The following is a 15000-nucleotide window of genomic DNA, read 5'->3' as shown; positions in this document are numbered from 1 at the left end:
AAAAACACAATTTGCGAGAGGATTCTCTTATTTTAATAACTCACAATATTCGTCCTCTCGAGAAAGTTTTTTAAAAGCGCTTTCAATTAAGAACGACTTTACATTAGCCCGGCTCCTACTCTCGAACTCATATTATCTCTCCGGTGACTGGCCCGAAAGCATGTCGGAATTAGAACAAATAGAAGGGATTGCAGGTCTCAATCAAATTCAAAAAGCGAGATTAGACGCGCTTAGAATCAATTTAGCCGGCGGAAGCCAAGATTTAGCGCTCCGTTATTATTCCTCAATCTTAGGTGACGACCTCCGACGTTTCAGATTTCGAAATCCATCCGACGTAGCCGTCGACGAGGACGGTTTTCTTTATGTCCTTTCTTTTGACACAGCAAACATAGTAAAGTTTGATCCGAATGGTAACCCGGTAGACAATTTCAAAGGTTCCCTAGGTCGGAATTTATCGGGTCCCTTATTTTTCTCATTGAGAGGGAATTCAATTTTTGTAACCGACTTTAAGGCTGATAAGATTTATGAGTTCAATACAAAAGGCGAATACCGCAACCGATTCGGAAATTCAGGAAAAAGAAACGGAGAATTTCACGGGCCAACCGGAATATTCTTCACAAAAAGTGGATATCTTTATGTCTCTGATTCCGGAAATAATCGGCTTCAAAAGTTAAAAGCAGATGGTACTTTCGTTCAAGAAATCGGGGTCGGAATTCTACGCAACCCGTCCGGGCTCAAAGTAAATTCCCAAGGGGAGATTTATGTGGCCGATCGGGGAAATTCTAGAATCGCCGTATTTGATTCAGAAGGAAATTTTCTCAGAGAAATTACGAATCCAAATGTCCTATTGTCTCCCCGCAATTTAACAATTCGAAAAAACGAAATTTATATCTCAGACGAAAAGTCGGGACTCGTCATTTACAACACCGTGGACAATACTTGGAGATTATTAGATTCCTTTCGAGATTCGAAAAACGTAATACGGAAACTAAACCAACCTTTCTCTTCAACCTTCGATTATACCGGAACACAATTCATCGCGGACTTCAATCGGCATCGAGTGGAAATTTTTAGCCCCTCCAATCAATTGTCTTCCAACATGGATATCGTATTGGAAAAAGTTTTAAATCAAGAATATCCGGATATTTCCGTTTTTCTCCGCATAAGAGACCGATCAGGTCGAGATATCAAGGCGATACCAAGAAATTCCTTTAAAGTTTATGAATATGGAAATCTGTCCCCATTGATCGGACTTGCAGATATGCAACAGTTTAACAATCGGATCTCGGTTTCCCTCGTTTACGAAAACACTTCCGAAGTTAAATCGGCTTATCCAATATTCGAAAAATCCCTGAGACCTCTTCTAACTTCGCTTCGTCAATACGACGGAATAGAGGTTCTTCGCTCCGGTACGGAATTGATCAAGACTTCCGATTTCAATCACTCAATGTATGAGATTTTTAGAATATTAAGAACATCTCCTAGTGACTCGAACTCTAAGACAGGGAAAGCGATTTACAGAGGAATATCAGATTTACTCAGTCGTCTTGGACCGAGAATCGTTTTGGTTCTGATCTCGGGTAATTCTTATCCGGATTCGTTCACTCAGATTTCACCGGAAAAAATTATCCGTTATTCCAAAGCGCATTCGATTCCCATATATTTCTTATCGCTTTCGGATACCGGGCCCGCAGTCGATACGTATAAGACGATTGCGGCTTCCACCGGTGGAAAATTCATCTTAATTCCGGGTGAAGGATTAGAAAAGAACCTTTACGACTCCTTTTTATCTCATAAGGACAGGCGCTATATCGTATCCTTCAAAAGTAGAATCGACATGGACAAAAAAGATTTTTATATTCCCTTGATCATAGAAGCGAATTTTAGAAACACATCCGGCAAGGTTGAAGCAGGATTTTTTACAAAATGATTTTACGTTTTTTACAAAGGCGCTCCCTTGGCATCTTAGGCCTGTTCTTATTCATCGGACCGATTTCTTCCGAAAATACGATTCAAAAAATTCAGGAAGGAGAGTCCTTTCTCAAAGCTCGCAATTACACCGCTGCCTACCAATCTTTTTCCGATGCGTCCCGTTCCAACCCCATGTCGACTCGTTCTTTACTTGGACTCGCGGACGCGGCAAAACATCTTCATAAAGATAAAGAAGTCTTCGAAGCATATAACAAGATTCTCGCTCTCGAACCAGAAAACAAAACCGCAATCAAAGGAGCCGTCTTAGCCTACGCCCGTAAAAAAGAATATCAAAATTCTCTAAATCTCTTAAGACCTTCCTTGGAAATCGACCCATTCGATCCAGTTTTAGCTCCGGTTCAAATTCAAATTCTTTTGGAAATGGGAAACTACGAATCCGCTCTCAAAAAACTGGAAGTCTCCAGGTCCAAATTTCAAAACTCAAAAGAAATTCAAATTTTAGAAGCGAAAGTAAACGGTAAAACCGGTAATTTTTCCAAATCTTATCATCTTTGGAACAAAGTTCTCGCGTCCTCTTCGGACGATCCCGATTTATTTTTCAACATGGCTTCGTTATTGATCGATTGGTCCCAAAAAAGCTCCGATCAAGAGAAAAGACAAAAATTGGAAATGGCGTCGGAAAAATTAGAAAGAGCGATTTCCTTATATCCCGATTTTGAAGAAGCGATAGACTCGCTTATAAGAATTAAAATCTGGCAAGGAGACTTTTCATCCGCGGCTTCACTTTCCCGCAAACTCGTTTCCCTTTTCCCTCAAAACCCTTTGTATCTCTATTTGAAAGCGTTTACCGAAGAAAAAGGGGCGGATAAAGATTTCTCGGCAAAAGACGCGTTAACCGAAATATTAAAATTAGACGACTTAGATTCGATATCAAGACAAAAAGCGGAGTCTGTCGCACTGAGCCATTTTCCGGAAAATCATTCTTTCCGAAGAAAACTCGGCGAGTATAGAATGCAACGCTTCCGTTCCTCTAAAAATTCTCTTTTATACGATATGGCCTCTCATCACCTCGCTTCCGCTAGAGAACTGATCCCCGGTCAACCGGAAGTTCAATTTCAAACCTTATCCGAATACAAAAGAACCAATTTTTTTCCGCGTTATCTCAATCTCCTTTTATTTTTGAGGAAAAAATATCCGGAAAATCAAAAATATCAGTTCGAAATTGAAAATCTTCTGAACTCTATGAAACAATCGATCGCCTATAAAGAAGGATTGCTCGAAATCGCAGGCGACAATCTTGTGGAGAACTACGGAAGAACCCCGCCTGTTCTCTTATTGTTCGATCTTTCCGATAAATCTTATTTGGGCGATTATCCGGATCTCGCGCTCTTAGTTTCCTCTTCCGTGCGTAGAAATCTCTCTTTAAATCCCACCGTCTCCCTTTCGGAGGTTTTAGAATCCGTTCGGAATAATCCGTCTTCCTTTGATATTAAAGCCGATCCTTATACGGAAATCTTGCCCTATACGGAATCCGCCTTTCTCAAAATCAAAGACTCCGCAAAAGATGGGATTAAACCTAGATTTCTAGTTTATGGTTCTTTAAAATACGAAAATCATTCATTGCATATAGACTGGACGATCAAAGATTCCAAACACGAAAAAATCCTCTCCGCGTTTAAAGTATTCTCAAAAGGGAGGGATTTTATTCCGGAAGCGGTAGCAAGATCCATCTCTAAAATTTCAGCGGCGATTCCCCCGAGCGGCTCCGTCTTAAAAGTAAAAGACGAAGACATCGTCATCAACGTCGGAATTCTGGATGGCTTAAAAAAAGGTAATAAGGTTCAGATCTTCAATACCTCCGGAAAATCCGGAGAGGCTACGATTGAAGAAATCGATTATTTTCTTTCCAGAGCCGTTCCGGATAACGGAAACAAAGGCTTAAAATCAATTTCCGAAGGTGATCGAGTATTCTGGAAACGTTAATCATTGCGGACCGGAAAATCACTAAAATAATCCAATATCTCGTCCGCAATCGTACTTTCAATCTTCAGGATTTCTTCCGGTTCATGACGATCGGCCAAAGCCAAAATCCAAATTCTTCCCTGGATCTTTACTTTAGAAATTTCTAATTTTCGAACCCTCAAAGGAAACCAATTCGGAAACTCGGAAACACCCCTATAAATCCTAGCTTTATCATTTCTAAATACATTCCGATTGACACGTATCTTAAATCTATTTAGAATATTCTGATATTCTATATCCAAATCCACGTCAGGATAAATACAAAATTCCTGTTTTTCCGATCTCCAATCGATCCGAGAACCTTCCAGACAAATCTCATCCTCTTCGGTGATTTCTATCATGATCGGATACGTATGTTTGGTATTCAGGTTTTTCTTTCGATCATAACCCACTTGAACGTTGGCATGTCCGCCCTTTCTCTCAATTCTTAAATGAAACGAGGATTCAGGTCGATTTGCAAGATGTGCTCGTATCACCGCAACTGCCTCTTCCGAAAATCGCAATGGAAAAATCGTATTTCTATGAGCCTTATTATTCCGATTCAATCTCATTGACAGATTATTATATTAACGTGAGTGCGGTCTAACAAAATGAGTAAGAATTTTCTAAAAGTATAAATCCCCGCCAAAGATTCAAAGTTGTTCCTTATTCTCTTTAGATCAAATTGTAGAACCTAACTCCTCTTTGAGCTTTCTGGCCTCTTCGAAATCGGGTTTGATCAATATCGCACGATGTAAATACTGAAGGGATCTTTCGGGACGATTCCAAATTTTATACAGAGTGGCAAGATTGTAGAGTGAAATGTGAGGCGCATCGTTCAATTCACAGCGTAAGGATTTTTTAAGCCAGTAAACCGCCTCGTTTTCCTTTCCCGCTCTTAAAAGTATGATTCCGATTTCGTTGCAGGGGTTTCCGTAATTCGGATTCAACTCCACAGATTTATAAAAGTGTGTGAGCCCTTTTGCCGAATTTCCTCTCTGATTTTCAAGAAGCCCTAAATAGAAATAAGCCTCGTGACTCTCCTCGCTTTCCAAAGTAAGCTTGAACAAATACTCTGCCCTGTCCGAATCGCCTTTCTTATAAAAATATTTCGCCGCTTCTAAAAAGTCCGAAGGAGTAATGTTTTTCAATTCCTTAACCCGTTTTTATTTTTATTTTCGGTTTGGAATGGTTACGGCTTGATTAAGTTTTTTTTCAATACGTCCGCTACTTGTTCTGCGATCGATGCTCCATCCAACCCATACGCTCGGACAATGTCTTTCCTTTCTCCGTGATGAATTGGCTCCGGCGGAAACCCGAACGTTTTGACGTATTTCGATAAATTTTCAGGAAGAATCCGATTGAGCAAATATCCGGAAGCTCCCGCGTCCACATAACTTTCGTCTAGTATCACAAAACGTCTCACACAAGACAATTCTTCGTTGAGTGCTTCCACTCCAAGTGGTCGTAACCATATGAGATCGATAAGCGTTACGCTGAAGCCCGCACTTTCCAGAAGCTCGGTCGCTTTTTTGGCTTCGTCGATCATGGATCCGATCGACAAAAAAGCAAGATCCGTTCCTCTTTTGAGAACTCGTAGTGTTCCAGGTCGAAGATCGGCTTCTTTGTAAAAATCCAAGGTCTTTAAGTCCACACTCGCCTTCGGGAATCGAATTGCAATCGGAGCCTTGTCGTATGTTTCCATCCATCGAAGCGAATCAATCATGTCCTGTCCGTTAGACGGAACAAATACGTCCATGTTCGGTAGTCCGAGCAGATATCCTAAATCGAAAAGCCCTTGATGCGTTTCCCCGTCCGGTCCCACACACCCCGCACGATCAATCACAAACCGCACAGGTAAATTCATCAATGATACATCCTGGACAAGCTGATCGATTGCCCTCGTTAAAAACGTCGAGTAGATGCACATATAAGGAATGATGCTTCCGTTCGTCATTGCTCCGGCAAACGCTATGGAATGTTGCTCTGCTATCCCCACATCAAAGAGGTGGTCAGGATATTTTTCGGCGTATTCTTTAAGCCCGCTTCCTTCGATCATCGCCGGCGTGATTGCCGCAATTTTAGGATTTGTTTCCGTCAGTATCGACAGCATTTTTCCCACAATCTTGCTGTATGCGATCTTGGAAGTATCTCCACTGTCCATCGCCCCGTCTTCTTTTCGAAACGGAGTCACTCCGTGATACTTGATCGGATCCCTTTCCGCAGGATCATATCCTTTTCCCTTTTGTGTGATTAGATGAAGCAATATGGGTCCCTTCATTTTTTTCACTTTTTCGAGCATGTTCACGAGTCGAATCACGTCATGCCCGTCTTCAGGCCCGATATATCCGAATCCTAAATCCTCAAAAAGCCCCCCGGGCGTTAAGACGTCTTTGAATCCCTTCTCCACTCTTTTGAAAAATCTCTCGGTCGCAGGCCCGATGATAGGCAGCCACTTTAAGAAAGTGTAAAATACTCTCTTCCAATGATTGTAAAAATGAGACGTTATGATGTTGTTGAGATAGTTAGAGATGGAACCCACATTCTTCGAAATCGACATGTAATTATCGTTTAAGATTACGATCATGTCCTTCTTTAAATGACCGGCGTGGTTCATCGCTTCGAGTGCCATTCCGGTCGCTATCGACGCGTCTCCGATTATGGCTACTACGCTGTAATCCTCTTCCTTTGTTAGATCCCGGGCCGCGGCTTCCCCTAACGCTTGCGATATCGAAGTTCCCGCATGTCCCGTGTTATAAAGATCGTAAGGAGATTCCTCCCTTTTCGGAAATCCGGAAAGCCCGTTGAACTTTCGCACGGTTTTGAGTCTATCCTTTCTTCCGGTGAGAATCTTATGCGGGTATGTTTGGTGACCCACGTCCCAGATCAGTCGATCTTTTGGTGTGTTGAATACGTAGTGAAGCGCTATCGTTAGCTCCACGACCCCCAAATTACTCGCAAAATGTCCGCCTACCCCTGATAGAGTATCAATGATGTAATTTCGAACCTCTTTACAGACCTGCGGAAGTTTTTCCAACGGTATGTTTCTGAGATCGGCCGGATAGTTAATCCCATCCAGCAAAGTTGATTCCTGTTGCATGAAAACTTTCTATAATCTTATTAATTTTTCAATTCACCTGCAAAGGTTTTCTTAATAGTTTCAGGTCTTCCTCGTTCACTAAATCCAATAATTCGTAGATTCGTACGGGTTGAGTTTTCCCTTTTACTTTAATCAAGTCCAGTTCTCTTGCGACGACCCTGTCCTTTACCTTCTCATAAGTGTACTCGGAGATAATAATATGGGTTCCGTATTCCTTATTCGTTCCTTCCAATCTGGATCCTAAGTTGATCGTATCTCCCATACAAGTGTAATCCATCCTGTGAGAACTACCCATGTTTCCCACAACTGCAGGTCCGGAATTGAGTCCGATTCCGATATCCATTTGGGGCAGATCCAAACTCTTCCATTCTTCCTTCAAAGTGGCGAGTCTTCTCATCTGAGCAAGCCCGGCCGCGCACCCATAGTAGGCATGATCTTCTAACGGCACAGGCGCGCCCCAAAATGCCATGATAGCATCCCCCATGTATTTATCAATCGTTCCCTTAAATTCAATGATGATCTCCGTCATCTCGGAAAGATATTGATTCAAAAATTGAACCAGTTCTTCCGGCCCCATTTTTTCCGACATTGTCGTAAATCCCCGGATATCGGAGAAAAAAATCGTGATGTCTCGTTTGGATCCCCCCAGATTCAAGTTGTCCGGATTTTTTAGTAGCTCATCCACGATATCCTTGGATACGAACTTGGAAAACGTACTCCGTATGTATTTCACGTTTTCCTCTTCCGTTAAAATCCGAAATCCGATCAGTCCGATAAAAATAAACAACTGCTCCAATATCACAGTCGGATACAAATGCACCAAGTTGAACTCGGAAAAATTTACGAGCGTTCCGATCGAATAGATGAGCGCAGTCACTAAGAAAAACAAAAATGCCAACCAGGTTTTTAATCGAGGTTGTACAAGGCCCCCTAATATTCCCACAAGAATTAAAATTAAAAATTCTCCCCATAACGGAAGCTCAAAGAGAAAATCTTGATTGAGAATCGTGTTGATCGAAGCCGCGTGGTGTTCGATCCCGGACATATCTCCAAATGGCGATAAATGCGTATCTTTTGCCGCTCCAGCTCCAGTCGCATAATACATCGCTACGAGGAAGATCGTGTTTTGAAATTGAGACGCGGTTTCCTCGTTCCACTCCGTCGCCGCTTCGAAAATTTCATGCGCTCGGAATGAATATAGCCCTCCCGGAAAATTAATCTGCATCTGTCCGTCTTTGTCTATCGGAATTATGATCTCACGCTCTTCGTTCGGTCGATTCATAATGTCCTTAGTTTCCATCTTCAAAGTTTTACGGTTGAAACTCGTCAAGGTCTTTTGCGGAATATTCTTGATCTTGACGTATCTGCCCATCACAACCTCTACGTCTCTCTTCACATCCACACCGAGGTAATTACACGCTATGATTAAATCAATGGACGGATAATATTCCGTTTCTCTTAAAGGCCCCGCATTCAACAATTTCGCGACAAGAGGCATTCTTCGATTAAGCCCGCTTTCGTCTTTTTTAATATTCGCGAATCCTAATCCGGATGCTTTTTCCGCCACAGGCTCTATCGGAGGCTGTGGAAATTTCAGCCAAGATGTTCCGACATCCTCCGGATCTTCCACGTTTTCTAATTTGAACTTTCTTAGCACATCGATCCGTTTTTCCAAATTCAGGATGGAACTCTTGGATTCTAGACTTGTTTCCATCGGATAGTCAAACATGACCTGCGAATTTTTCGCCAAGGCTTCGGCCATTTCTTCCGTTTGTCCCGACTTATAGTCCACGAAGAATATATCGAACATCAGCTGATTGGACGTGTTCTTAAATATGTCTATGATGTTTGCATAATATTTCCAAGGCAAAGGCCATCTTCCTTGTAACTTTTCCAAGGAAGTGGTCGTGATTCCGATGATCTGTATGTCCTGCCTTGCTCCTGGCGGTGGATTGTAACGTGTGTATTCGATCGTTCCCTGTTCGGATTCTTTCTCGCTCTTGTTCACCCCGGATCTGAGCAATGTAAATCTCCAAGACACGGAGGATTCTTCCAATTCGGAGAGAGGCGTAAAAACCTGATATAGGAAAAACATTGAAAACGAGACTACCATCGATAGCCAAATACCTCCGGACTTTTGTTTATCCGAAGTGTTGACTTCTATGAACTTATAGATCGGATACGAACTGATCAAAAGTAATACGAATCCCCCAAGCAAGAATTCGGTGTTGTGTGAAAAGCTCGGAAAAAATGCTGTAAATGTTATGAAAACAATCCCCATTCCCCCCAGTATTATCGAAATAATGTGGAATGGAGTGATTTTAAATTTGATTTCGCTCATACGTCCCTCCGACCTTGATCGGGGATCAGTATCCCATCCGTCAGAGTTTCGTCAATATTTTCCAGACTTTATCACCCGTTCTAGCTTTGTTTTCATTTTTTACTCTGCTTCACGCTCCACACTCATTCATCCCAAAACCGTTCCGGTTATGAAGAATTCTTCTTTTAAATCCGGGTTTACGTTTTGCTCGATTCGTAAATCCGGTAACCTTTGCTCATTTTTAATTCCGGAAAACCTGGTTCGAACCAACCGGCTTCAACCGAAAATTCTCCGAAAAACCTTACACTTTCTTTTATCGCATTGGGACGAAACTTTGATTCGGAAACGTTTTTTGGGGAAGAGGCTGGTATATGCGAGATATCAGGAAAAAAATCTGAATCTACAAAAGATGAACTTTCGTCCTTTCGAAGAGGATTGGTGCAAACTGGGAATCCTTGCTTGGGGACTGGGGGTTTCTCGATGTTTGTTATTTTCTCTGTTATTAGAATGGTCAATAGAAAGGACCCCCAGAAAAACAAAACCCTATGGAGTTCCAACAATTTTGAAGATTACCAGAGAAATTCGCTTTTCACAAAAACTTCTACAAAGCCAAATTCAGCTGGGAAGGGCACATCCAATTTAAAACCCTTCGCTTCTCAATTTACAACACCTCAGAGAAACGCACATAGCTTCTTATTTCATAGAAGCACGAATTTCCGATGCATACGTAAAAAGTTTACTTATGCAAACCTCTCGATTGGAGCCGTTTTCTTCGATGATTTTTTGTATGGCAGAGCCAATAATCACCCCGTTCGCGTAAGTCGAAATTTCCCTAGCCTGATCCGCAGTGGAAATTCCGAACCCTGCACAAACCGGAAGACCAACCTTGCTACGCACTACTCGGATTCTTTCTTCCAAACCGTCCGCGAGAGCACGTCGTTCCCCGGTCACACCGTAGGAAGTCACATAATAGATAAAACCCGACGCAAGAGATTTCATAGATTGAATCCGATCGCTTGTAGTTGCAGGCGTCACAAGATGAATGAAATCGATCTTTTTTCGTTCCAATTGGGAAAAGAACTCTTCCGCTTCCGGAGTGTCAAATGGAAGATCAGGAATGATCAAACCTTGGATCCCCGAGTTTTTGGCGCTCTCCGTAAAAGATTCCAAACCCATAGAATAAAGTGGATTAAAATACGTTAAATACACGAGGGGAGTTTGTGGATGTAATTTATGAATTTCTGCGGTGATCTCTAAAATTTTTTTCATGGAAAAAGGATGACTCAACGCTCGTTTGAAGGCTTTTTGAATCACCGGACCATCCGCGACCGGATCGGTAAATGGAATTCCCAATTCTAAAATTCCAGCACCGCCTCGAATCAAAGCATCCGCCCAAGAAACGCAGGATTCGTAATCCGGATCTCCCAAAGAGACATAAGGGATGAAAACGCTTTTATCGGAGGAAAAAACGGAAGAGATGGCGTTCAAGAAAATTCTCCTTTTCTAAGTCTTGCGACCTCGGCAACGTCTTTGTCCCCTCTTCCGGAAAGGCAGATGAGAACGTCTTCTTTTTTCCCCATTGATTTCGCCAGATCTTTTGCAAAACGAAACGCATGAGCAGTTTCTAATGCAGGAATGATCCCTTCGATCCGACATACTTCAAGAAAAGCATCTAAAGCACCTTCATCATCCACATTGACGTAAGTCACTCTCCCGCTTTTGTGAAAATAAGCGTGTTCCGGACCAACCCCAGGATAATCCAAACCTGCAGACACGGAATGTGCCGGAACGATTTGTCCGAATTCATCTTGGATCACCAACGTTTTGGTTCCGTGTAAAAACCCGGTTCTACCGAATTGGATCGTTGCAGAATGATGCCCAGGTTCGGTAGAATAACCTCCGGCTTCCACTCCGTAAAGCTTTACCTTTCTATCTCTTAAAAAGCCGTAAAACATACCGATAGCGTTCGAGCCGCCACCGACACAAGCGATCACAGCGTTTGGAAGTTTACCGTTTGCTTTTTTAAATTGTTTTCTGGATTCGATACCGATTACCGATTGAAAGTCTCTCACGATGGTAGGAAACGGATGCGGACCGATGGAAGAACCGACGATGTAATGTGTATTAGAAACGTTTAATGCCCAGTCTCTCATCGCTTCGCTCGTCGCGTCCTTGAGAGTCGCGGTGCCGCTGGAAACTCCTACGACTTTGGCACCCATCATTTTCATCCGGATCGCATTGAGTTCCTGACGACGAAGATCCTCTTCCCCCATATAAACGACTGTTTCCATCTGAAACATAGCGCCAACTGTCGCCGTCGCCACTCCATGTTGCCCCGCTCCGGTTTCCGCAATAATTCGAGTTTTGCCCATCGCCTTTGCGATCAATACTTGACCGATCGTATTGTTGATCTTATGCGCGCCTGTATGATTTAAGTCTTCTCGTTTGAGCCAAATCCGAGCCCCGTTCCAGACCTTTGACAAACGTTCGGCATAAGTAAGAGGAGAAGGACGACCGATATAATTCTTGCGATAATACTCGAGTTCTTTATGAAAACGTTTGTCCTTCCGAAGCTTTTTGTACATAGCTTCAAGTTCCACAAGAGCGTCGTGAAGAATTTCGGGAGAATAACGGCCGCCGAATTCTCCGAAGTAACCCACTTTTGGGGAATGACGTTCTTTACCCATAATTACTCCAATTCTGCGAAGAGTTCCTGACGCAGAGATTCCACCCTCGCAATTAAATTCTCAAATCCGGCAAAGACAAAGGATTCCTCCCTGTCTTTTTTACGATTGTAAATACCAATTTCCCCGTTTTCGAAGAATTTTTTACCAATCGTTACTCGAATCGGAAAACCGATCAGTTCGGAATCCTTGAGTTTAAAACCAGGACCCACGTCCCGGTCGTCCCAGAAAATTTCGATTCCTTCGTTCTTTAGAACATTATAAAATTCTTCCGCTTTGGAATATTGTTCCTCGCCTTTTGTGATGCTCACAAGTGTGACTTCGAACGGTGCGATGCTGATCGGCCAAAAAATCCCTTTCTCGTCGTTGCACTGCTCGATGACTGTGGCCATGGTTCTGTTAACACCGATTCCGTAACAACCCATGGTAAGAACCCTGGATTTTCCGTTTTGATCCAAAACCTGAATTCCGAAAGCCTTCGTGTATTTTTCTCCTAGTTTGAATATATGGCCGACCTCGATCCCTTTCTCGGCTTTTAAAGGAGAATTACAATTCGGACAAAGATCCCCTTCTCTTGCTAATGCGACATCGGTAAATTCCGGAAGACCGGAAACTTCCTTTTCCAAAATAAAACCTTGGGTGTGAAAATCTTCCTTAGACGAACCGACCACATAAGGAAAATCTTTCCGAAGGGAACGATCGTATAACACCTTTATCTTGTCGTTTGTAGAAATCGGAGAAATAAAACCCGGGACCAACCCAAGTTCCCGAATTTCCAGATCGGTCATCGGCTCCGAGTCCGTAATTCGAAGAAGAGAATGTAGTTTATGAAGATTGAGTTCCAAATCCCCGCGTAAGAACACAAGAATCTTTTTCTTATCCGATTTGAGCGCAATCGCTTTGATTGTTTCGGCCTCGGAAATTCCCAAAAAAGCGCTGACTTCGGCAATCGTCTTTTTTCCCGGCGTGGAAATTTCTTTCCTCTCGGAAAGTTTCGCAGGCACATTTCCTTTTTTTAATACAAGAGGGGTTTTTTCGCTATTGGAACTATAGCCGCAGGAATTACACAACAATAACGTTTCTTCTCCAATCGGAGAAACCACCATAAACTCTTCCGACGCAGAACCTCCCATACTTCCGGAATCCGCCTGCACGGGAATCGTCTTGAGGCCGCAGCGATCGAAAATCTTTCTGTAAGCAACCCGCATCGCTTGATATGTTTCGTCGAGAGAAACATCGTCGATATGAAAGGAATATGCATCTTTCATAATAAACTCTCTCGAACGAATCACTCCGAAACGAGGACGAATTTCGTCCCGGAATTTGGTTTGAATTTGATAGACGTTGATCGGAAGATCTTTATACGATTTCAAAAGAGGTTTTAATAAAAAACTGAAAGATTCCTCGTGTGTGGGACCGAGGGCATAAGAAAGATCGTGTCTGTCTTTGATACGGAACATTTCCTTCCCCATCGCGGTCCACCGGCCGCTTTGTTCCCAAAAATCAGAAGGAGTCAAAATCGGAAGATCGAACTCCAAAGCCCCCGTTTCGTTCATTTCTTCGCGAATGATCTGTTTGATCTTCTGGAGAATTCTGAGGCCGAGCGGAAGATAAAAGTAAAGACCCGCGGAGGACTTACGCGCAAGACCCGCACGGATCATAAGACGATGGGACGCGACCACCGCATCCGCGGGATTTTCCTTTTCTGTGGGAAGAATATATTTAGATGCTTTCATGCGTTTAGAAAATTCGCATTACATCGTTGAAGGTGACGTAGAGTCCGAGTCCGAGTAAAAACAAAAATCCGATTCGGAAAATAGACTCGATTACTCTACCGGGAAGAGGCCTTCCGGTGATCGCCTCATACGCATACAATACGATATGCCCACCGTCCGCCATCGGAATGGGAAGTAAATTCATAATCATCAAAGCGATCGAGATCCTGGCAACGAATTCCAAATACGTCTCCCAACCGATCTCCAAACTGATTCCCGCATACGATACAATCCCCACGGGCCCGGAAAGACTATCCTTTACGGAAAGAATCCCAGAAAACAACATCCCGATTCCTTTGAGAGTGATTTCCACATTTTCATAAACGTCTTTTCCCGCAACGATGAAAGATTCCAAAAAGCCTAGTTCTCTTTGCATCGGTTCCGGATTGAATTTCATATTGGGTCTAAATCCGAGAAGCCCGATCGGACGAACTTTCGGCTCGGCTTCCAATTTAAGATTCCCCATATCGACCGTAACGGTTTTTTCATTCTTCGTTTTAATATAAGCGAGAAGTTCCTCAAAACTAGAAAACGTTTTTCCGTCCACTGCCAGATTGAGGAGCTTATGACCGAGTTCGGGATCGTAACTCGCAAACTGGTAAGATTCCAAATTCAACTCGGGAAATTTCTGATCCCGAATATTCTTAAATTCTAATATATTGGCTCCTAGAACCGGAATCTCCACGGAAACAATTTCCGTGGACCAAGGATTTACGAGAGGATACGTTTTCCGATCCGCAACAATCGTCACGGTTCGGTTTTGATATTCCCCTAGAATCTTTTGAAGTTCCCCCACAGTGGAAACGGGCTTGCCGTTCACGGTCTGAATCACGTCTCCGTCGTTCAGATAGTTCAACGCTCTAGAACGGAGCAGATTTTCTTTCTCTTCTCTTTCTTTTTCGAGCAGAACTTCGGCGGGAATATCCCTTCCCTCAACGGCCTTTTTCAAACGCTCCTGGTAGTAATTTTCCGCTTCGTGAGATCTATCCAAACGAGAAGATAACCAATGCTGAAACTGTTCCGGATAACCAAATGTCGCAACGACCCTTCTTTCTCCGAAGGGCTCCACGCCAATAGTCGGAATTCCGGAAGAACGTTTCGGATTATAAACGATCCGGGGAATCACATTCCATTCCATCTTTTGCCCATCGCGCTCACCCAAAATTTTGAGAGCGTTCCCGGAGGACA

At 43.0% G+C, this 15000-nt stretch carries 11 protein-coding genes (2 of these 11 cut by a window edge); 3 read left to right on the top strand and 8 right to left on the bottom strand.

Translation table 11 applies throughout. The annotated features are described in order from the left end of the window. Nucleotides 1–1930, top strand: the 3' portion of a protein-coding gene (locus FHG67_RS05670) for an NHL repeat-containing protein (RefSeq protein ID WP_004502185.1). The gene continues 101 nt to the left of window position 1, outside the view; the window shows 1930 of its 2031 coding nt (coding positions 102–2031); its start codon lies off the left edge, out of view; its stop codon occupies nt 1928–1930. After that, complete coding sequence (locus tag FHG67_RS05665) at nt 1927–3915, top strand: tetratricopeptide repeat protein (RefSeq protein ID WP_004500690.1); 1989 nt, start codon at nt 1927–1929, stop codon at nt 3913–3915. The genes FHG67_RS05670 and FHG67_RS05665 overlap by 4 nt, the downstream gene beginning before the upstream one ends. Here FHG67_RS05665 and FHG67_RS05660 read toward each other — a convergent pair. The 4 genes from FHG67_RS05660 to FHG67_RS05645 all read right to left on the bottom strand — a co-directional run bounded on the left by FHG67_RS05660 (nt 3912) and on the right by FHG67_RS05645 (nt 9374). After that, the gene (locus tag FHG67_RS05660; protein WP_036076153.1) at nt 3912–4505 is read right to left on the bottom strand and encodes a hypothetical protein; all 594 of its coding nucleotides are present in this window, start codon (nt 4503–4505) and stop codon (nt 3912–3914) included. The two genes, FHG67_RS05665 and FHG67_RS05660, sit on opposite strands and share 4 nt — an antisense overlap. A gap of 108 nt (nt 4506–4613) precedes the next feature. Next, nucleotides 4614–5084, bottom strand: a complete 471-nt coding sequence (locus tag FHG67_RS05655; RefSeq protein WP_002619462.1) for a tetratricopeptide repeat protein — start codon at nt 5082–5084, stop codon at nt 4614–4616. A gap of 41 nt (nt 5085–5125) precedes the next feature. Continuing rightward, nucleotides 5126–7033, bottom strand: a complete 1908-nt coding sequence (gene dxs, locus FHG67_RS05650) for a 1-deoxy-D-xylulose-5-phosphate synthase (RefSeq protein WP_002619450.1) — start codon at nt 7031–7033, stop codon at nt 5126–5128. A 28-nt stretch (nt 7034–7061) separates the two neighbouring features. Further along, nucleotides 7062–9374 (bottom strand): adenylate/guanylate cyclase domain-containing protein, encoded by a 2313-nt coding sequence (locus FHG67_RS05645; RefSeq protein WP_004495544.1) that lies wholly within the window; start codon nt 9372–9374, stop codon nt 7062–7064. Nucleotides 9375–9522: 148 nt separating this feature from the next. On the opposite strand from FHG67_RS05645, the gene FHG67_RS05635 reads away from it, so the two are divergent. After that, nucleotides 9523–9996, top strand: a complete 474-nt coding sequence (locus FHG67_RS05635; RefSeq protein WP_026054358.1) for a DUF1564 family protein — start codon at nt 9523–9525, stop codon at nt 9994–9996. Between the two features lie 50 nt (nt 9997–10046). Here FHG67_RS05635 and trpA read toward each other — a convergent pair whose 3' ends face one another. The 4 genes in view from trpA to FHG67_RS05615 are tightly spaced (at most 4 nt apart) and all read right to left on the bottom strand, a layout consistent with a single transcriptional unit that may run on beyond the window. Then, nucleotides 10047–10841 carry a tryptophan synthase subunit alpha gene (gene trpA, locus FHG67_RS05630; protein ID WP_004495594.1) on the bottom strand — a complete coding sequence of 265 codons (795 nt, stop codon included), beginning with the start codon at nt 10839–10841 and terminating at the stop codon, nt 10047–10049. After that, nucleotides 10838–12040, bottom strand: coding sequence for a tryptophan synthase subunit beta (gene trpB, locus FHG67_RS05625; RefSeq protein ID WP_004495643.1), 1203 nt, complete (start codon nt 12038–12040; stop codon nt 10838–10840). The genes trpA and trpB overlap by 4 nt, the downstream gene beginning before the upstream one ends. A gap of 2 nt (nt 12041–12042) precedes the next feature. Further along, nucleotides 12043–13773: a proline--tRNA ligase gene (locus FHG67_RS05620; protein ID WP_004500792.1), complete on the bottom strand. Its 1731-nt coding sequence runs from the start codon at nt 13771–13773 to the stop codon at nt 12043–12045. A gap of 4 nt (nt 13774–13777) precedes the next feature. Beyond that, nucleotides 13778–15000, bottom strand: the 3' portion of a protein-coding gene (locus tag FHG67_RS05615; RefSeq protein ID WP_002619456.1) for a site-2 protease family protein. It continues 505 nt past the right edge of the window; the window shows 1223 of its 1728 coding nt (coding positions 506–1728); its start codon lies beyond the right edge, outside the window; the stop codon is at nt 13778–13780.

It is taken from the genome of Leptospira weilii (assembly GCF_006874765.1).
Classification (GTDB): Bacteria; Spirochaetota; Leptospiria; order Leptospirales; family Leptospiraceae; genus Leptospira; species Leptospira weilii.
Note: the sequence above shows the minus strand (reverse complement) of the source record. Positions and strands in the feature narration are given on the sequence as shown.